We start from the raw sequence: 19,402 nt of genomic DNA on the forward strand, positions 1-19,402 counted from the left end.
GGAAGCAGCATGAAGATCGACTGGGCGGCCCTCGGCTCCGTGTTCGGCGTCAGCCTCGTGGTCACCGTGGCCCTGGTGGCTCTGTTCACCCTCGGCATCACCGGTCTGTCCCGCCGCGAGCGGGCCACCGCCGAGGGCCGGTCCGCGGCCCTCGCGGTCACCGGCGCCTACGCCTGCTTCGCCGCGTGCGCGGCGGCCGTGGGCTACGGCATCTACCTGATCATGGCCTGACCACAGGGCCGCACGCATGAGCGGGCGGGACGGGAGCAGCGGCTCCCGTCCCGCCCGCCGCCGTGTCCGCGCGCCGTGCGCCGCGTCCGCGCGTCCATGCGCCGTTCCCGCCGTTCACCCACGTGGGCCCCTCTGTGGGCCTCGGCACACTTCAGCCCCGCAGGTCAACGGCAAGTTGACGGCCCTTCCGGGGGCATGGTGGACTGCCTCCGCCAATACGGCGGCAGGAGAGGAAGCCGGTGCGAATCCGGCGCGGTCCCGCCACTGTCACCGGGGTGAGCCCCGGGAGCCAGGAACTCTCGCCGCCGGTCTCGTCGAACCAGGGCGCGGACACCCTGAGTGAGGACATATCGCCATGCGCGGCAGCCTGTCGAGGTCGATCAGCGACACCCCACCCCCCTCCGGGGCCGTAACCTCCGGATCCGTCACCGGCTGAACCATGGGTGCCGATCGCGTGTTCGCGTACGGCGCCGCCGCCGGCCTTCTCGGCGACCTGCTGCTCGGCGATCCCCGCCGTGGCCATCCGGTCGCCGCTTTCGGGCGGGCCGCGGCTGCCGTGGAGCGGGAGCTGTGGCGGGACGACCGGGGCCGCGGGGCCGTGCACACGGCCGTGTGCGTCGGCGGCGCCGTCACGCTCGCAAGCCTGGCCGCCCGTGCCGTACGCCGTAGTCCTGCCGCTTCCGTCGCCCTGACCGGCGTCGCCACCTGGGCCGTCGTCGGCGGCACCTCTCTGGCGCGGGAGGCGCGGGCCATCGGGCGGGCGCTTCAGGCCGGTGACGTCGAGGCCGCCCGGGAGCGGCTGCCGCACCTGTGCGGCCGTGACCCGCAGGCCCTGGACGCCGACGGGATCGCCCGCGCCGTGGTGGAGTCCGTCGCCGAGAACACCTCCGACGCCGTGGTGGGCGCCCTCGTGTGGGGCGCGGTCGCGGGGGTGCCGGGCCTGGCGGGCTTCCGGGCCGTCAACACCCTGGACGCGATGGTGGGTCACAAGTCGCCCCGGTACCGCCGTTACGGCTGGGCGTCCGCCCGCCTCGACGACGTCGCCGGCTGGCCGGGCGCGCGCCTGACGGCCGTCCTCGCCGCGCTCTTGGGTCCTGACCCGCGCGGAGCGGTACGGGCCTGGCGCGCGGACGCGGGCAGGCACCCCAGCCCCAACGCCGGTCCGGTGGAGGCGTCCTTCGCGGGCGCGCTCGGCGTGCGGCTCGGCGGCACCCTCTCCTACGGCGGGCGGGTCGAGCACCGGCCCGTCCTCAACGGCGGCGGACGCCCCGTCGCCGTCACCGACATCGACCGGGCGGTGCGCCTGTCGCGGCGCGTCGGCTGGCTGGCGCTGGCGGCCGGGGTGGCCGCGCGGCGTGTGCTGAAGGGACGTGCCACGTGAGCGGTGGCGGACTGCTGGTCGCCGGGACCACCTCGGACGCCGGCAAGAGCGTGGTCACCGCCGGGATCTGCCGGTGGCTGGCGCGCCAGGGGGTGAAGGTCGCGCCGTTCAAGGCGCAGAACATGTCGCTGAACTCGTTCGTCACGCGCGAGGGCGCCGAGATCGGCCGCGCCCAGGCCATGCAGGCACAGGCGTGCCGGGTGGAGCCGACGGCGCTGATGAACCCGGTGCTGCTGAAGCCGGGCGGCGACCGGTCCAGCCAGGTGGTGCTGATGGGCCGCCCGGTCGGCGAGATGAGCGCCCGCGGCTACCACGGCGGCCGCCAGGAGAAGCTCCTCGGCACGGTCCTGGACTGCCTGGACCGGCTGCGGGACGCGTACGACGCGGTGATCTGCGAGGGCGCCGGAAGCCCCGCGGAGATCAACCTGCGCCGCACCGACATCGTGAACATGGGGATCGCGCGGGGCGCGCGCCTGCCCGTGCTGGTCGTCGGGGACATCGACCGGGGCGGCGTCTTCGCGTCGTTCTTCGGCACGGTCGCCCTGCTCTCCCCCGAGGACCAGGAGCTGGTCGCCGGGTTCCTGGTGAACAAGTTCCGCGGGGACGTCTCCCTGCTGGAGCCGGGCCTGGACATGCTGCACCGCCTGACCGGGCGGCGCTCGTACGGCGTGCTGCCGTTCCGGCACGGCCTCGGCATCGACGAGGAGGACGGCCTCCGCGTGTCACTCCGGGGCGCCGTGCGCGAGTCCGCGGTGGCCGCGCCGGCCGGCGAGGAGGTGCTGCGGGTCGCGGTGTGCGCGGTGCCGCTGATGTCCAACTTCACCGACGTGGACGCCCTGGCCGCCGAACCGGGCGTCGTGGTGCGGTTCGTGGACCGGCCGGACGAACTCGCCGACGCCGACCTCGTGGTCGTGCCCGGCACCCGCGGCACCGTGAAGGCGCTGCGCTGGCTGCGCGAGCGCGGGCTGGCGGACGCGCTGGTGCGGCGGGCCGCCGAGGGCCGGCCGCTGCTCGGCATCTGCGGCGGCTTCCAGTTGCTCGGCGAGCACATCGAGGACGACGTGGAGAGCCGCGCGGGCCATGTGGACGGGCTCGGCGTGCTGCCCGTACGGGTGCGGTTCGCCCGCGAGAAGACCCTGGCCCGCCCCGTCGGCGAGGCCCTCGGGGAGCACGTCGAGGGCTACGAGATCCATCACGGGGTCGCCGAGGTGCTGGGCGGCGACCCGTTCGTCTCCGACGACCACGGACACAGCCTGGACGGCTGCCGGGTCGGCGGCACCTGGGGTACCCACTGGCACGGTGCGCTGGAGTCGGACGGTTTCCGTCGGGCGTTCCTGCGCGCGGTCGCCGAGCGCGCGGGACGCCGTTTCGTGCCGGCCCCCGACACCTCGTTCGCCGCGCTGCGCGAGGAACAGCTCGACCGGCTCGGCGACCTGATCGAACAGCACGCGGACACGGACGCGCTGTGGCGGCTCATCGAGTCCGGCGTGCCACGAGGACTGCCCTTCATTCCACCGGGAGCGCCCGTATGAGCACTGTGTTGTTGTTGTCGACCGCCGACACGGACCTGCTGGCGGCCCGGGCCTCCGGCGCCGGTTACCGCATCGGCAACCCCACCCGCGTCGACGTCACGGAGGAACTGCCCGTGCTGCTCGACGGCGCCGACGTGGCGCTGGTGCGGCTGCTGGGCGGCAAGCGCGCCTGGGAGGACGGACTGGCCGCGCTGAAGGCGGCCGGCGTCCCCACGGTGCTGCTCGGCGGGGAGAGCGTGCCCGACGCGGAGCTGATGGCCGAGTCGAGCGTCCCGGCGGGCGTGGTGGCCGAGGCGCTGCGCTACCTCGTCGAGGGCGGCCCGGAGAACCTCGCCGAACTGGCGCGCTTCCTGTCGGACACCGTGCTGCTGACCGGCGAGGGCTTCGAGGAGCCGCGCAGGATGCCGGAGTTCGGGGTGCACGGTTCCCGGGTCACGCGTCCGGGACGCCCGACCGTCGGCGTGCTCTTCTACCGCGCCCACGAACTCAGCGGCAACACCGCCTTCGTGGACACCCTGTGCGACGCGATCGAGGCGCGCGGCGCGAACGCCCTGCCCGTGTACTGCGGTTCACTGCGGGGCGCGGACCCCGCGCTGTACGAGCTGCTGGGCCGGGCGGACGCGCTGGTCGCCACGGTCCTCGCGGCCGGCGGCAGCCACGCCTCGCAGGCGTCGGCGGGCGGCGAGGAGGAGGCCTGGGACGTCGGCGCGCTCGCCGAGCTGGACGTGCCGGTGCTGCAAGGGCTGTGCCTCACGACCTCCCGCGCGGCCTGGGAGGAGTCCGACGCGGCCCTCTCCCCCATGGACGCGGCCATGCAGGTCGCCATCCCCGAGTTCGACGGCCGGCTGATCACCGTGCCGTTCTCCTTCAAGGAACAGGGCCCGGACGACGTCCCGGTGTACGTCGCCGACCCCGAGCGGGCCGCGCGGGTCGCCGGGATCGCCGTGCGGCACGCGGCGCTGCGGCACAAGCCGAACGCGGACAAGAAGCTGGCGCTGGTCTTCACCGCGTACCCGACGAAGCACTCGCGCGTCGGGAACGCGGTGGGCCTGGACACGCCCGCGTCGGCCGTGCGCGTGCTGGACGCGCTGCGGGACGCCGGGTACGTCGTCGAGGGGCACCCGTCCGAGGGTGACGAGCTGATCCACCGGCTGATCGAGGCGGGCGGCCACGACGTCGAGTGGCTGACCGAGGACCAGCTGGCCGCGGCGCCCGCGCGGGTGCCGCTGGCCGACTACCGGGCCTGGTTCGCAACGCTGGACCCGGAGTTGAGGGACGCGATGACCGAGGCGTGGGGCGAGCCCCCGGGCTCCCTCTACGTCGACGGGGACGACATCGTGCTGGCGTCCCTGCGGTTCGGGAACGTCGTGGTGATGATCCAGCCGCCGCGCGGCTTCGGGGAGAACCCCATCGCGATCTACCACGACCCCGACATGCCGCCGTCCCACCACTACCTGGCCGCCTACCGCTGGCTGGAGAACAGCTTCGGCGCCGACGCGGTCGTCCACATGGGCAAGCACGGCACGATGGAGTGGCTGCCCGGCAAGGGCCTCGGGCTGAGCGCGGGGTGCGCGCCGGACGCGGTGCTGGGCGACCTGCCGCTGGTCTACCCGTTCATCGTCAACGACCCCGGGGAGGGCACCCAGGCCAAGCGGCGCGGGCACGCCACGGTCGTCGACCACCTGGTGCCGCCGATGGCCCGCGCCGACACCTACGGCGACCTGGCGAAGCTGGAGCAGCTGCTCGACGAGTACGCGCTGGTCAGCGACCTCGACCCGGCGAAGGCGCCGGCCGTGCGGGCGCAGATCTGGACGCTGGTGAAGGCCGCCGAGCTGCACCACGACCTGCGTGTCGACGACCAGCCGGACGACGACGCGTTCGACGAGTTCGTCATGCACATCGACGGCTACCTGTGCGAGATCAAGGACGTGCAGATCCGCGACGGCCTGCACATCCTCGGCGGCGGGCCGGTCGGCGAGCCGCGCGTGAACCTGGTGCTGGCGGTGCTGCGCGCCTCGCAGGTGTGGGGCGGACGGGCGAACGCGCTGCCGGGTCTGCGGGCCTGTCTCGCGGCGCACTTCGGGCTGGTGGAGAAGGAGCTGCTGGCCGAGCCGGGCGCGCCGGTGAAGGCGCCGGTGGAGCTGACGGACCTGGCCGACGGCCCGTCCCGTACGGCCGCCGACGCGATCGACCTGCTTGAGCAGCTGTGCCGACGGCTCGCGGAGGGCATGGAGCGGCGCGGCTGGGCGGCGGACACGGTGCCGGGCCTGGTGCGTGAGGTGCTGGACACCGAACTTCCCGACGCGGTCGCCGTGTTGCGGTTCGCGTGCGAGGAGGTCGTGCCCCGGCTGGAGCGGACGTCGGACGAGATCGGGCACATCCTGCGGGCGCTGGACGGCGGGTACGTGCCCGCGGGTCCCTCGGGATCGCCGACGCGCGGACTGGTCAACGTGCTGCCGACCGGCCGGAACTTCTACTCGGTCGACCCCAAGGCGATCCCCTCGCGGCTGAGTTGGGAGGTCGGTCAGTCGCTCGCGGACTCGCTGGTCCGACGGTACCTGGAGGACACGGGCGCCTACCCGAAGTCCGTCGGCCTGACGGTGTGGGGCACGTCCGCGATGCGCACGCAGGGCGACGACATCGCGGAGATCCTGGCGCTGCTCGGGTGCCGGCCGGTGTGGGACGACGCGTCGCGGCGCGTGACCGGCTTCGAGGTGGTCCCGCTGGAGGAGCTGGGCCGGCCCCGCATCGACGTCACGGTCCGCATCTCCGGGTTCTTCCGTGACGCCTTCCCGCACGTCGTGGGACTGATCGACGACGCGGTGCGGGCGGTGGCCGAGCTGGACGAGCCCGCCGACTCCAACTACGTACGGGCGCACGTCGAGGAGGACGCGGCGGAACACGGTGACCGGCGGCGGGCCACCGCGCGCATCTTCGGCTCCAAGCCGGGGGCGTACGGGGCGGGGCTGCTGCCGCTGATCGACGCCCGGAACTGGCGCTCCGACGCCGACCTCGCCGAGGTGTACGCGGTCTGGGGCGGCTACGCCTACGGGCGCGGGCTCGACGGGCGCGCGGCGCGCGGCGACATGGAGACGGCGTTCCGCCGGATCACGGTCGCGGCGAAGAACGTGGACACGCGGGAGCACGACCTCGTCGACGCGGACGACTACTTCCAGTACCACGGCGGCATGGTCGCCATGGTCCGGCACCTCACGGGCGCGAGCCCGGAGGCGTACGTCGGCGACTCGGCGACCCCGGACCAGGTGAAGACGCGCACGCTGGGCGAGGAGACGCACCGGGTGTTCCGGGCGCGGGTGGTGAATCCGCGCTGGATGGCAGCCATGCGTCGGCACGGCTACAAGGGCGCCTTCGAGATGGCGGCCACCGTGGACTACCTGTTCGGGTACGACGCCACGGCCGGGGTCGTGGACGACTGGATGTACGAGAAGCTCAGCGCGGAGTACGTGTTCTCGCCGGAGAACCGCGACTTCATGAAGAAGTCCAACCCCTGGGCGCTGCGCGGCATCACGGAACGGCTCCTGGAGGCGGCGGACCGCGGACTGTGGGCGGAGCCGGACGCCGACACGCTGGAGCGGCTGCGCGCCACCTACCTGGAACTCGAGGGCGACCTCGAAGGCGACTCGGAGGGCGACGACCAGTGACCACCCCCTTTCCTTTCACGGCCGTCGTGGGCCAGGACGACCTGCGGCTCGCGCTGCTGCTGAACGCGGTGTCGCCGTCCGTCGGCGGTGTGCTGGTGCGGGGCGAGAAGGGCACCGCGAAGAGCACCGCCGTGCGTGCGCTGACCACGCTGCTGCCGGAGGTCTCGGTGGTGCCCGGCTGCCGGTTCTCCTGCGACCCGGCCTCGCCCGACCCGGGATGTCCGGACGGACCGCACGAGGGCGCAGGCGGCGGTGCGTCCCGTCCCGCGCGGATGGTGGAGCTGCCCGTCGGCGCCTCCGAGGACCGGCTGGTCGGCGCGCTCGACATCGAGCGGGCGCTGGCGGAGGGCGTGAAGGCGTTCGAACCGGGACTGCTGGCCGCCGCGCACCGGGGCATCCTGTACGTGGACGAGGTGAATCTCCTCCACGACCATCTGGTCGATCTGCTGCTGGACGCGGCGGCGATGGGCGCCTCGTACGTGGAGCGCGAGGGCGTGTCCGTGCGGCACGCGGCGCGGTTCCTGCTCGTCGGGACGATGAATCCGGAAGAGGGCGAACTGCGCCCGCAGTTGCTCGACCGGTTCGGGCTGACCGTCGAGGTCTCCGCCTCCCGGGAGCCGGACCAGCGGGTCGAGGTCGTCCGGCGACGGCTGGCGTACGACGACGACCCCGCCGGGTTCGCCGCACGGTGGGCCGACGAGGAGGCAGCCGTACGGCAGCGGATCGTCGCGGCGCGGGAGTTGCTGCCGTCGGTGCGGCTGGGGGACGGTGCGCTGCGGCAGATCGCGGCGACGTGTGCCGCGTTCGAGGTGGACGGCATGCGGGCCGACATCGTGATGGCGCGCACGGCGACCGCGCTGGCCGCGTGGGCCGGACGGACGGAGGTGCTGGCGGAGGACGTGCGGCAGGCCGCGCTGCTGGCCCTCCCCCACCGTCGGCGGCGCAACCCGTTCGACGCGCCGGGGCTGGACGAGGACAAGCTCGACGAGACGCTGGAGGAGTCCTCCGGGGACGACGGCCCCGACCCGGACGGGGACGGCGGTGGTCCCGGCGGGGGTGGTGGACAGCCCGGGCCGGACGAAGGTCCTGCGGGGGACGGCGCCGGCGCCCAGCCCGAGGGTGGTGAGGGTGAGCCCGCGCCCGCCGGCGCCGGGGAGCAGTCCCCCGCGCCGGCGGCGGAGCCCTTCCGCACCAAGGTGCTGAGCGTCCCCGGAATCGGCGAGGGGGCCGCCGGACGGCGGTCGCGGGCCCGGACCGAGCACGGGCGGACGACGGGCGCGCGCCGTCCTCAGGGCACCCTGACCAAACTGCACCTCGCGGCGACCGTCCGGGCGGCGGCTCCGCACCAGCGGGCGCGGGGGCGGTCGGGACGCGGTCTCGTCGTGCGCCGGGACGATCTGCGTCAGGCGACCAGGGAGGGCCGCGAGGGGAACCTCGTGCTGTTCGTCGTGGACGCCTCCGGGTCGATGGCCGCGCGGCAGCGGATGGGCGCCGTGAAGGGTGCCGTGCTGTCGCTGCTGCTCGACGCCTACCAGCGGCGGGACAAGGTCGGCCTGGTGACCTTCCGCGGGTCGGCGGCGGATGTCGCGCTGCCGCCCACCTCGTCGGTGGACGCGGCGGCGGCCCGGCTGGAGTCGCTGCCGACCGGCGGACGCACCCCGCTGGCGGCGGGCCTGCTCAAGGCGCACGACGTGCTGCGGGTGGAGCGGTTGCGGGACCCCGCGCGGCGGGCGCTGGTCGTCGTGGTGACGGACGGGCGGGCGACGGGTGGTCCGGAGCCTGTCGCGCTGGCGTCGCGTGCGGCGCGGCTGTTCGCGGCGGAGAGCGTCGCCTCCGTGGTCGTGGACTGCGAGTCGGGGCCGGTGCGGCTCGGGCTGGCCGGGCGGCTCGCCGGTGAGCTGGGCGGGACCGCCGTGACGCTGGACGAGCTGCGGGCCGACTCGATCGCCGGCTTGGTGAAGGACGTACAGAGGAGGGCCGCGTAGTGCCGAAGGGGCAGCCGAGTGTCGTGCCGGAGGACGGTCTGACGACGCGCCAGCGGCGGAACCGGCCGCTCGTCGTCGTCCACACGGGCGTGGGCAAGGGGAAGTCGACCGCCGCGTTCGGGCTGGCGTTGCGCGCCTGGAACCAAGGGTGGCCGATCGGGGTGTTCCAGTTCGTCAAGTCGGCGAAGTGGAAGGTCGGCGAGGAGCGTGCGCTGCGGGTGCTCGGGGACTCCGGTGAGGGCGGGTCCGTCGCCTGGCACAAGATGGGCGAGGGCTGGTCCTGGGTGCAGCGCGACGCGCAGATGGACAACGAGGAGAAGGCCCGCGAGGGCTGGGAGCAGGTCAAGCGGGACCTGGCCGCCGAGACGTACCGGCTGTACGTGCTGGACGAGTTCGCCTACCCGATGCACTGGGGGTGGGTCGACACCGCCGAGGTCGTGTCCGTGCTGCGGGAGCGGCCGGGGACGCAGCATGTGGTGATCACCGGACGTAACGCGCCGGCGGAGCTGGTGGACCTCGCCGATCTGGTGACCGACATGTCCAAGGTGAAGCATCCGATGGACGTCGGACAGAAGGGACAGAGGGGGATCGAGTGGTGACGGGGGCGGCCGTCGGGTCCGTCCGCTCCGTTCCCCGGCTGGTCATCGCCGCGCCCGCCTCCGGGAGCGGGAAGACCACCGTGGCCACGGGGCTGATGGCCGCGTTGTCCGCGCGCGGGTTGGCCGTGTCGCCGCACAAGGTGGGGCCCGACTACATCGATCCCGGGTATCACGCGCTCGCCACGGGGCGGGTGGGGCGGAACCTCGACGCGTACCTGTGCGGGGCCGAGCTGATGGCGCCCCTGTTCGCGCACGGCGCGCGGGGGTGCGACATCGCCGTCGTCGAGGGCGTGATGGGGCTGTTCGACGGGGCCTCCGGGGAGGGGGAGCTGGCGTCCACCGCGCAGGTGGCGAAGGTGCTGCGGGCGCCGGTGGTGCTGGTGGTCGACGCGTCGGCGCAGGCTCGGTCGGTGGCGGCGCTGGTGCATGGGTTCGTGAGCTTCGACCCGGAGGTTCGGGTCGGGGGCGTGATCCTCAACAAGGTCGGTTCGGATCGGCACGAGGTCGTGCTGCGGGAGGCGTTGGAGGCGACCGGGATTCCCGTGCTGGGGGTGTTGCGGCGGGCCGCGCCGGTCGAGACTCCGTCTCGGCATCTGGGGCTGGTGCCCGTGGCCGAGCGGGCGGCTGCCGCCGTTGCCGCCGTGGAGGCGATGGGGGCGCAGGTCGCGCAGGGGTGTGACCTCGAAGGGCTTGTCGCCCTCGCGTGCAGTGCGGGGTCCCTGGCGGGTGCGGCTTGGGATGCGGGTGAGGCGCTTGTTTCTTCGCCCCCGCCGCCCCTTCCCTCCCCTTCCCCGGGGGCTGCGCCCCCGGAGCCCCCTGTCGGCCCTGGCGGGCCTCGTCCTCAAGCGCCGGACGGGCCGGCAGTGGCTGCCACGCCCGTCAAGAAGGCGGGCAGCCCGGTCGTCGCCCTCGCCGGTGGGGCCGCGTTCTCCTTTTCCTACGCCGAGCAGGCCGAGTTGTTGACCGCCGCCGGGGCGGAGGTCGTCACCTTCGACCCCCTCCGCGACGAGGAGTTGCCGGAAGGGACCTCAGGGGTCGTCATCGGTGGGGGGTTCCCCGAGGTGTACGCCTCCGAACTGTCCGCCAACGAGGCGCTGCGCAAGCGGATCTCCGGGGTTGCCGCGAGTGGGGCGCCCGTTGCCGCCGAGTGTGCCGGGCTGCTGTATCTGTGCCGGGAGCTGGACGGGATGCCCATGTGTGGCGTGCTGGACGCCTCCGCGCGGATGTCGGAGCGGTTGACGCTCGGGTACCGGGACGCCGTGGCCGTGAGTGACAGCGTGCTGGCCGCCTCGGGGACGCGGATGCGAGGGCACGAGTTCCATCGGACGGTCGTCGAGCCGGGGGCCGGGGCCTCTCCCGCCTGGGGGGTGCGTGTGCCCGAGCGGCGGGTCGAAGGGTTCGTCGAAGGCGGCGTGCACGCCAGTTATCTGCACACCCACTGGGCGTCGGCGCCCGGTGTCGCCCGTCGGTTCGTGGAGAGGTGCCGGACGTCATGAGCAGCAGGCTGACCGGGGTGGGCGTCGGGCCCGGCGACCCGGAACTGGTGACCGTCAAGGGGGTCAACGCGCTGCGGGCCGCCGAGGTCGTCGTCGTACCCGTGATGGACACGGGTGAGCGGGGGCGGGCCGAGGCGACCGTGCTGCACTACGTGCCCGCGGAGAAGGTCGTCCGGGTCGTGTTCGCGTTGAACGAGCGGACGGACAGGAAGCGGCGGGAGGCCGCCTGGGACGCCGCCGGTGAGCGGGTCGCCGGGCTGCTGCGGGAGCGCGGTTCCGTGGCGTTCGCGACCATCGGGGATCCCAACGTCTATTCGACCTTCACCTATCTCGCGCAGACCGTCGGGGAGCTCGTGCCGGGGGTGACGGTCGAGACCGTGCCCGGAATCACCGCCATGCAGGATCTCGCCGCCCGGTCCGGGGCCGTGCTGACCGAGGGGACCGAGCCGTTGACGCTGGTGCCGGTCACCGCCGGGAGCGCCGTGCTGAAGGAGGCCCTTGCCGGGCCCGGCACCGTCGTCGCCTACAAGTTCGGGCGGCAGGCCGGTGAGGTCGCCGCGGCGTTGCGGGAGACCGGGCGGCTCGACGACGCCGTGTGGGGGTCCGCGCTGGGGCTGGCGGACGAGTCCGTGCGGTCCGCGGCGGAGATGGACGGGACGCCGTTGCCGTATCTGTCGACGCTGATCGCGCCGCCCCGGCGTGCGGGCGGACGGGGCGGGAAGCTGTGAGGCGGACCGACGGGCGGTCAGTGGGCGGCGCTCACGACCAGCCAGATGAACAGCACCCCGGCGACCGTGCACACCAGCGTGGAGCGGGCCGGGTGGGCGTGGTGCGCCTCGGGCAGGATCTCGGCCGCCGCGAGGTAGAGCAGCGCGCCGCCGAACAGGCCGAGGTAGCCGCCGAGCAGCGGCTCAGGGATCGTGAGGAACAGGGTGGAGGCGGCGCCCACGACCGGTGCCGCGGCGTCCGCCCACAGCATCGCGAGGGCGCGGCGGCGGGCGTTGCCGTAGGCGTGGGCGAGGGTGTACGTGTTGAAGCCGTCCGCGAAGTCGTGGGCGATCACGGCGACCGCGACGGTGGCGCCCATGCCGCCGCCGACCTGGAAGGCGGCGCCGATCGCCACGCCGTCCATCGCGCTGTGCCCGACCATCGCCGCCGCGGCGGTGAGGCCCACCTCGGGTGTGCGGCCGTGGTTCTCCGCCGCACCGTGCGCGGTCATGGGGGTCCCCCCGGCTCGAGCGGGGTCGAGATGCCGGGGGCGGTGGGCGAGGAGTCGTTCCACCAGGTGCGCCAGCAGGAAGCCGGCGACGAAGAGGAGCAGCGCCACCGGTACGCCGTACAGCTCGGTGCCGGCGGCCTCCAGGGACTCCGGAAGGAGTTCCAGGCCGACCACGCCGAGCATCAGTCCGCCGGCCAGGCCCAGCACCAGGTGGCGGCGGTCGGTCACACGGTGTGCCGACCAGCCGCCGGCCAGCGTCATCAGGAACGCGCCCAGCGCGACGAGGACCGCCATGTGCTCTTCGTATCCGATCAGCGGTCGCTCGCGCACGCGTGACAGCCGCCCGCCCCCTTCGACTTCCGATCACATCCAGAAAAGGACCTGTTTCCATGGCCGACGCCCCCACCGGCAAGGTGACCTTCGTCGGGGCCGGTCCCGGCGCCGCCGATCTGCTGACGTTCCGCGGCGCGCGGGCCATCGCCGAGGCGGACGTGGTGATCTGGGCCGCCAGCCTGGTCCAGGCGGAGGTCCTGGAGCACGCGCGACAGGACGCGGAGATCCTCGACTCGGCCGCGATGTCGCTGGAGGACGTGGTGGCCGTCTACGCGCGGGCCCGTGACGCGGGACTGAAGGTCGCGCGGATCCACTCGGGTGACCCCGCGCTGTGGGGCGGCACCCAGGAGCAGGTCGACCGGTGCGTGGAGCTGGGCATCGCCACGGAGATCGTGCCGGGCGTGTCGTCCTTCTCGGCGGTGGCGGCGCTCGCGGGGCGGGAGCTGACGATCCCTGAGGTGGCGCAGTCGGTGATCCTGACCAGGCTGGGCGGCGGGAAGACGCCCATGCCGCCCGGTGAGGAGGTCCGGGAGTTCGCGCGGCACGGCACCACGATGGCGGTGTTCCTGTCGGCGGCGCGCAGCGGGCAGCTGGTGCGGGAGCTGCTGGAGGGCGGCTATCCGACGTCGACGCCGGTCGTGGTGGCGTACCAGGCGACCTGGCCGGAGGAGCTGGTGGTGCGGTGCACGATCGGCACGCTCGAGGAGACCGTCAAGGAGCACAAGCTGTGGAAGCACACGCTGTTCCTGGTCGGTCCCGCCCTCGACGCGCACGGCACCCGCTCGCACCTGTACCACCCGGGGCACTTCCACGGCTTCCGCAAGGCCGACCCGCGGGCCCGCAGGGAGCTGCGGGAGCGGGGGGCGAGCACGTGATCACCGTGGTGGGGACGGGGACGGGCGCTCCGGCCGGCCTGCAGGAGGTCGGGAAGGCCGCGCTCGTCGTCGGCGGGCGGCGGCATCTCGACGCCGTGGACGTGCCGGAGGGGGCCGAGCGGGTCGTGCTGGGGCCGCTGGCGCCCGCGCTCGACACCGTCGCGACGTATGTGGCGCAGGAGCGGCCGGTGGTGGTGCTGGCGTCGGGCGATCCCGGGTTCTTCGGGATCGTGCGGGCGCTGGCCGAGCGGTTCGGTCCTCAGCGGCTGGACGTACGGCCGGGGGTGTCGTCCGTCGCCGTCGCGTTCGCGCGGGCCGGGCTGCCGTGGGACGACGCCGTGGTGGTCAGCGCGCACGGGCGGGATCCGCGGACGGCGGTGAACGTGTGCCGGGCGCATCCGAAGGTCGCCGTGCTGACCGGGCCGGGCGCCGGTCCTGCCGAGCTGGGCGCGGCGCTGCGCGGTGAGCGGCGGGTGCTGGTCGTCGCGTCGGGGCTCGGGGCGGCCGGGGAGTCGGTGGAGCGGGTGACGCCCGAGGAGGCGGCCGGCCGGGACTGGGGTTCCACGGTGAGCGTGGTGCTGTGCCTGGACGAGGAGCGGGCGCTGGGACCGGTGCGTACGGTCGCGGGGCTCGGGGCGCGTCCGGCCGGATGGGCGCTGCCGGAGGCGGAGTTCGCGCACCGGGACTCGATGATCACGAAGTTCGAGGTGCGGGCGCTGGCGCTGGCCCGGCTGGGTCCGCGCCCCGGCGACCTGGTGTGGGACGTCGGCGCGGGGTCCGGGTCGGTGGCCGTGGAGTGCGCGCGGCTCGGCGCGGCCGCCGTGGCCGTGGAGCGTGACGCGGACGGTGTGGAGCGGGTGCGCGCCAACGCCGCGGCGCACGGTGTCGGCGTACGGGTGGTGCACGGCCGGGCGCCGGGGGCGCTGGACGGGCTGGGCGACGATCCGGACGCCGTGTTCGTCGGTGGCGGAGGCCGGGAGCTGCCCGCGGTCGTCGGCGCGTGCGCGCGCCGGGCGCGGCGGACGGTCGTGGTGGCGATGGCCGCGCTGGACCGGGTGCCGGCCGCGCGGACGGCACTGACCGACGCCGGCCTGACCTGCGACGGCGTGCTGCTGCAGTCGTCGCGGCTGGCGCCGTTGCCGGGGGACGTGACCCGGCTGGCGGCCACCAATCCGGTTTTCCTGCTGTGGGGCGTCCGGCCCCCGGCACACAGTGAAGGAGTCAGCGAGTGATCGGCCTCATCTCCGCCACGGCGGCGGGAGCGGCGGCGCGGGACCGGCTGGCCGCCGCCTGGCCGGACCGCACGCGCGTGTACGGCGGTCCGGTGGCGGACGCGGTACGGGCCGCGTTCGCCGAGTGCGACCGGCTGGTGTGTTTCCTCGCCACCGGGGCCGTGGTGCGGCTGGTGGCGCCGCTGCTGCACGGCAAGACGGACGACCCGGGCGTGGTGTGCGTGGACGAGGCCGGGCGGTACGCGGTGTCGCTGCTCGGCGGGCACGGGGGCGGCGCGAACGAGCTCGCCCGCGAGGTGGGCGAGGTGCTGGGCGCCGAGCCCGTGGTGACGACCGCGACGGACGCGGTGGGGCTGCCGGGTCTGGACACGCTGGGCCTTCCGGTGGAGGGCGATGTGGCGGCCGTGTCGCGGGCGCTGCTGGACGGGGAGCCGGTGGCGCTGCGCGCCGAGGTGGCCTGGCCGCTGCCGCCGCTGCCGGTCTCCGCCGAGGGCGCGTACACGGTCCGGGTGACGGACCGGATCGTCGAACCGGCCGGCGGGGAGGCGGTGTTGCGGCCTCCGACGCTCGTCGTCGGGGTGGGTGCGTCGAAGGGCGCCCCCGTCGAGGAGGTCCTGGGGCTCGTCGAGGGCGCGCTGCGGGAGGCGGGGCTGTCGGCGGCGTCCGTGGCCGAACTGGCCACCGTGGACGCCAAGGCCGGGGAACCGGGGCTCGTGGAGGCCGCCCGGCGGCTCGGCGTCCCTCTGGTGACGCATCCCGCGGAGGCGCTGGCGCGGGTCGCGGTACCGAACCCGTCGGACGCGCCACTCGCCGCCGTCGGCACCCCGTCCGTCGCGGAGGCCGCCGCGCTCGTCGGAGGAGGTGAACTCCTCGTGCCCAAGCGGAAGTCGGCGGGCTCCCCCGCCATGGCGACCTGCGCGGTCGTACGGCGTCCGGGGCGGGGGCGGCTCGCGGTGGTCGGGCTGGGGCCCGGCGCGCGGGACCTGCTCACCCCGCGTGCGCGGGACGAACTGCGGCGCGCGTCGGTGCTGGTGGGGTTGGACCAGTACGTCGACCAGATCCGCGACCTGCTGCGGCCCGGCACCCGCGTGCTGGAGTCCGGGCTCGGCGCGGAGGAGGAGCGGGCGCGTACGGCCGTCGAGGAGGCCCGGCGCGGGCAGGCGGTCGCGCTGATCGGCAGCGGCGACGCGGGCGTGTACGCGATGGCGTCCCCGGCGCTCGCGGAGGCGTCCGACGACATCGACGTGATCGGCGTGCCGGGGGTGACGGCGGCGCTCGCGGCGGGCGCGCTGCTCGGGGCGCCGCTGGGCCACGACCATGTGTCGATCAGCCTGTCCGACCTGCACACGCCGTGGGAGGTCATCGAGCGGCGGGTGCGGGCGGCGGCCGAGGCGGACCTGGTGGTGACGTTCTACAACCCGCGCAGCCGGGGCCGTGACTGGCAGCTGCCGAAGGCGCTCGCCGTGCTCGCCGGACACCGCGCGCCCGCCACACCCGTCGGAATCGTGCGGAACGCGTCCCGCGCGGACGAGTCGGTGCGGCTGACGACGCTGGCCGCGCTGGACCCGGCGACGGTCGACATGATGACGGTCGTGACCGTGGGCAACACGGCGACCCGGCAGATCGCGGGGCGCATGGTCACCCCGCGCGGCTACCGCTGGCAGGAGGAGACCCGGTGAATCGCGTGATCCACCCCATCGAGCAGGAGTCGTTCCGGCGGTTGCGCGCCCGCCTCGACACCTCCGGCCTCCCGCCGCTGACCCGGGCGGTCGTGGAGCGGGTCGTGCATTCCTCCGCCGACCTGGAGTACGCCACGGACCTCGTCATGGACGAGGCCGAGCTGGAGCATGCGCACACCGCGCTGCACGCGGACGCGCCCGTCGTCGCGGACGTGGAGATGGTCGCGGCCGGGATCACCCGCCGCGAGACCGTGTGCCGGCTGCGCGAGGCGCGGTCCGGGCCAGGGCTCACCCGGTCCGCGCACGCCGTGCGGCTCGCGTACGAGGAGGTCGGACCCGGCGCCGTGTGGGTGATCGGGTGCGCGCCCACCGCCCTGGAGGAGCTGCTGACCCTGGACGCATCCCCCGCGCTGGTGATCGGCCTGCCCGTCGGGTTCGTCGGCGCCGCCGAGTCCAAGGCGGCGCTGCGGGAGAGCGGACTGCCCGCCGTGAGCAACGTGTCCGAGAAGGGCGGGTCGGCGGTCGCCGCCGCCGCGCTCAACGCCCTGCTGTACCACCCCGCTTCGACCGAGGAGATCTTGTGACCACCCCGCCCGCCCTGCTCATCGCCGGCCACGGCACCCGGGACGACGCCGGAGCGGAGGCGTTCCGCGCGTTCGTGCGGGAACTGGGCCGCCGCCGGCCCGGCCTGCCCGTCGCGGGCGGCTTCATCGAACTGTCCCCGCCGCCGCTGGGCGAGGCCGTCGCCGAGCTGGTGGAGCGGGGGGTGCGGCGGTTCGCGGCCGTGCCGCTGATGCTGGTGTCCGCCGGGCACGCCAAGGGCGACATCCCGGCGGCGCTGGCCCGCGAGAAGGAACGCCACCCCGGTGTCTCGTACACGTACGGCCGTCCGCTGGGCCCGCATCCGGGACTGCTGCGGGTGCTGGAGCGGCGGCTCGCGGAGGCGGTGGACCCGTCCTGGGACCCCGCCGAGGTCACGGTGCTGCTGGTGGGGCGCGGGTCGACGGACCCGGACGCCAACGCCGAGGTGTTCAAGGCGGCCCGGCTGCTGTGGGAGGGGCGCGGATACGCGGGCGTGGAGACGGCGTTCGTGTCGCTGGCGAAGCCGGACGTGCCGGGCGGGCTGGACCGGTGCGCCCGGCTGGGGGCGCGGCGGATCGTCGTCCTGCCGTACTTCCTGTTCACGGGGATCCTGCCGGACCGGGTACGGACGCAGACGGAGGAGTGGGCGGCGGCCCACCCGGAGGCCGAGGTGCGGTCGGCGGACGTCATCGGCCCGGAGCCGGAACTGCTGGACCTCGTCCTCGAGCGGTACGAGGAGGCCGTGAAGGGCGATCTGCGGATGAACTGCGACTCCTGCGTCTACCGGATCGCGCTGCCCGGCTTCGAGGACAAGGTGGGACTGCCGCAGCAGCCGCATTTCCATCCGGACGACGACGGGCACCATCATCACGGTCACGGTCACTCGCACTCCCACAGTCATGCCCACTGAGCCGGCGTCCGGCCACGACCTGCGTCATCACGGCGACGCGGAGGTCCGCGACGGCGGCGGCACGCTCGTCGACCTCGCGGTCAACGTCCGCGCGGACACGCCTCCCGCGTGGCTGCGGGACCGCATGGCGGCGTCGCTGGCCGGGCTCGCCGCGTACCCGGACGGGCGGGCCGCGCGGGCCGCGGTGGCGGCGCGGCACGGGCTGCCCGTGGAGCGGGTGCTGCTGACGGCGGGTGCGGCGGAGGCGTTCGTGCTGCTGGCGCGGGCGCTGAAAGTGTCACGGCCGGTGGTGGTGCACCCGCAGTTCACGGAGCCGGAGGCGGCGCTGCGGGACGCGGGGCACACGGTGGACCGGGTGCTGCTCCGGGAGTCCGACGGCTTCCGCCTCGATCCGGCGGCGGTCCCGGAGGAAGCGGACCTGGTGGTGGTCGGCAATCCGACCAACCCGACGTCGGTGCTGCACCCGGCGGAGACACTGACCCGGCTGAGCCGTCACGGGCGGACGCTGGTGGTCGACGAGGCGTTCATGGACGCGGTCCCGGGCGAACGGGAGGCCCTGGCCGGCCGGACGGACGTCCCGGGCCTCGTCGTGCTGCGCAGCCTGACCAAGACGTGGGGCCTGGCCGGCCTGCGCATCGGATACGTGCTGGCGGCCCCGGAGACCGTCGCCCGGCTGGAGCGGGCGCAGCCGCTGTGGCCGGTGTCGACGCCGGCACTGGCGGCGGCGGAGGCATGCGTGTCGCCCGCGGCGCTCGCCGAGGCGGAGGAGGCGGCGCGCGGCATCGCGGCCGACCGCGCGTACTTGACCGCGGGCTTGCGGGACTTCGCGTCCCACGGCCTTCGGGTGACGGGCCCGGCCGAGGCCCCCTTCGTCCTGGTCCGCATCCCGGCGGCGGCGGACGTGCGGGAGCGGTTGCGCGCCCTCGGCTACGCGACCCGCCGGGGCGACACGTTCCCGGGCCTCGACGAGGAGTGGCTCCGCCTGGCGGTGCGGGACAGGGAGACGACGGAGGGGTTCCTGCGGGCGCTGGGGCGGGCGCTGGGCGCCTGACCGCCCAACGCGTCGGGTGCGGGTGGTCCGTGGCTGGTCGCGCAGTTCCCCGCGCCCCTGAAGGGGCACCCCGCCCCGGCCGGCCGCGGGCAGTCGTGCCGCTTGGGGCGGCACGGGCGGGCGCGGGCGGCCCCTGTCGCAGCGCGCCCGCTTAGAGCCGCGCCCGCGACGGCGACCCGTCCGCCGAGACCCCCGCCGCCGACTGCAGACCGTCGCGGGCTGGTCGCGCAGTTCCCCGCGCCCCTGAAGGGGCACCCCGCCCCGGCCGGCCGCGGACAGTCGTGCCGCTTGGGGCGGCACGGGCGGGCGCGGGCGGCCCCTGTCGCAGCGCGCCCGCTTGGAGCCGCGCCCGCGACGGCGACCCGTCCGCCGAGACCCCCGCCGCCGACTGCAGACCGTCGCGGGCTGGTCGCGCAGTGCCCCGCACCCCTGAAGGAGCGCCCCGGCCCAGTCGCCTGCGGCCGGGGCGCCCGAGCGGCCCCGAGTCGGCGCGGCCCACCCAGCCTGCGGGCAGTCGTGCCGCTGGGGCGATGGGGGTCCCCCACTCGAGCGGAGTCGAGAGTGGGGGGGTGGGCGCAGGCGGCACCTCTGCAGCCCGCCTCGATTGGACCCGCGCCCCTGACGGCAACCCGTCT

15 protein-coding genes and 1 riboswitch are annotated in these 19,402 nt (G+C 74.9%); of the genes, 14 read left to right on the forward strand and 1 reads right to left on the reverse strand.

Going from position 1 to position 19,402, the window contains the following annotated elements; all coding sequences use genetic code 11:
- Window positions 1-9 precede the first annotated feature (9 nt).
- The 8 genes from MTR79_RS24190 (at window position 10) to cobI (ending at window position 11,614) form a co-directional block, all read left to right on the forward strand.
- Window positions 10-231 (forward strand): hypothetical protein, encoded by a 222-nt coding sequence (locus MTR79_RS24190; protein WP_189366491.1) that lies wholly within the window; start codon window positions 10-12, stop codon window positions 229-231.
- 228 nt (window positions 232-459) lie between these two features.
- Window positions 460-530, forward strand: a riboswitch (cobalamin riboswitch).
- 140 nt (window positions 531-670) lie between these two features.
- Window positions 671-1,612 (forward strand): cobalamin biosynthesis protein, encoded by a 942-nt coding sequence (locus MTR79_RS24195; protein WP_189366490.1) that lies wholly within the window; start codon window positions 671-673, stop codon window positions 1,610-1,612.
- Entirely contained in the window at window positions 1,609-3,144 is a 1,536-nt protein-coding gene (locus tag MTR79_RS24200; RefSeq protein ID WP_189366489.1) for a cobyric acid synthase, read from the forward strand. Before MTR79_RS24195 ends, MTR79_RS24200 begins: the two co-directional genes overlap by 4 nt.
- Window positions 3,141-6,806 carry a cobaltochelatase subunit CobN gene (gene cobN / locus MTR79_RS24205; RefSeq protein WP_244791955.1) on the forward strand — a complete coding sequence of 1,222 codons (3,666 nt, stop codon included), beginning with the start codon at window positions 3,141-3,143 and terminating at the stop codon, window positions 6,804-6,806. The genes MTR79_RS24200 and cobN overlap by 4 nt, the downstream gene beginning before the upstream one ends.
- Entirely contained in the window at window positions 6,803-8,791 is a 1,989-nt protein-coding gene (locus MTR79_RS24210; protein ID WP_244791956.1) for a putative cobaltochelatase, read from the forward strand. The genes cobN and MTR79_RS24210 overlap by 4 nt, the downstream gene beginning before the upstream one ends.
- A complete protein-coding gene (gene cobO / locus MTR79_RS24215) occupies window positions 8,791-9,390 on the forward strand; it encodes a cob(I)yrinic acid a,c-diamide adenosyltransferase (RefSeq protein WP_086705440.1) in 600 nt (199 codons plus the stop codon). Before MTR79_RS24210 ends, cobO begins: the two co-directional genes overlap by 1 nt.
- Complete coding sequence (locus tag MTR79_RS24220; RefSeq protein ID WP_244791957.1) at window positions 9,387-10,886, forward strand: cobyrinate a,c-diamide synthase; 1,500 nt, start codon at window positions 9,387-9,389, stop codon at window positions 10,884-10,886. The genes cobO and MTR79_RS24220 overlap by 4 nt, the downstream gene beginning before the upstream one ends.
- Window positions 10,883-11,614 (forward strand): precorrin-2 C(20)-methyltransferase, encoded by a 732-nt coding sequence (gene cobI / locus MTR79_RS24225; protein ID WP_086705064.1) that lies wholly within the window; start codon window positions 10,883-10,885, stop codon window positions 11,612-11,614. The genes MTR79_RS24220 and cobI overlap by 4 nt, the downstream gene beginning before the upstream one ends.
- Window positions 11,615-11,631: 17 nt before the next feature.
- Here cobI and MTR79_RS24230 read toward each other — a convergent pair whose 3' ends face one another.
- Window positions 11,632-12,399 (reverse strand): permease, encoded by a 768-nt coding sequence (locus MTR79_RS24230; RefSeq protein WP_086705063.1) that lies wholly within the window; start codon window positions 12,397-12,399, stop codon window positions 11,632-11,634.
- 95 nt (window positions 12,400-12,494) lie between these two features.
- On the opposite strand from MTR79_RS24230, the gene cobM reads away from it, so the two are divergent.
- From cobM to cobC, 6 genes are read left to right on the forward strand one after another with little or no spacing between them, the layout of a single operon-like run.
- The gene (cobM, locus tag MTR79_RS24235) at window positions 12,495-13,313 is read left to right on the forward strand and encodes a precorrin-4 C(11)-methyltransferase (RefSeq protein WP_048458490.1); all 819 of its coding nucleotides are present in this window, start codon (window positions 12,495-12,497) and stop codon (window positions 13,311-13,313) included.
- The gene (gene cbiE, locus MTR79_RS24240) at window positions 13,310-14,545 is read left to right on the forward strand and encodes a precorrin-6y C5,15-methyltransferase (decarboxylating) subunit CbiE (RefSeq protein ID WP_244791958.1); all 1,236 of its coding nucleotides are present in this window, start codon (window positions 13,310-13,312) and stop codon (window positions 14,543-14,545) included. Before cobM ends, cbiE begins: the two co-directional genes overlap by 4 nt.
- Window positions 14,542-16,224 (forward strand): precorrin-3B C(17)-methyltransferase, encoded by a 1,683-nt coding sequence (cobJ, locus tag MTR79_RS24245; protein WP_244791959.1) that lies wholly within the window; start codon window positions 14,542-14,544, stop codon window positions 16,222-16,224. The genes cbiE and cobJ overlap by 4 nt, the downstream gene beginning before the upstream one ends.
- The gene (locus tag MTR79_RS24250) at window positions 16,221-16,808 is read left to right on the forward strand and encodes a precorrin-8X methylmutase (RefSeq protein ID WP_244791960.1); all 588 of its coding nucleotides are present in this window, start codon (window positions 16,221-16,223) and stop codon (window positions 16,806-16,808) included. The genes cobJ and MTR79_RS24250 overlap by 4 nt, the downstream gene beginning before the upstream one ends.
- On the forward strand, window positions 16,805-17,716 hold the full coding sequence (locus MTR79_RS24255; protein WP_086705059.1) for a sirohydrochlorin chelatase: 912 nt from the start codon (window positions 16,805-16,807) through the stop codon (window positions 17,714-17,716). The genes MTR79_RS24250 and MTR79_RS24255 overlap by 4 nt, the downstream gene beginning before the upstream one ends.
- A complete protein-coding gene (cobC, locus tag MTR79_RS24260) occupies window positions 17,706-18,767 on the forward strand; it encodes an Rv2231c family pyridoxal phosphate-dependent protein CobC (RefSeq protein ID WP_189366482.1) in 1,062 nt (353 codons plus the stop codon). Before MTR79_RS24255 ends, cobC begins: the two co-directional genes overlap by 11 nt.
- Window positions 18,768-19,402: the final 635 nt, after the last annotated feature.

The organism is Streptomyces sp. BJ20 (genome assembly GCF_022869105.1).
Taxonomy (GTDB): Bacteria; Actinomycetota; Actinomycetes; order Streptomycetales; family Streptomycetaceae; genus Streptomyces; species Streptomyces griseoincarnatus.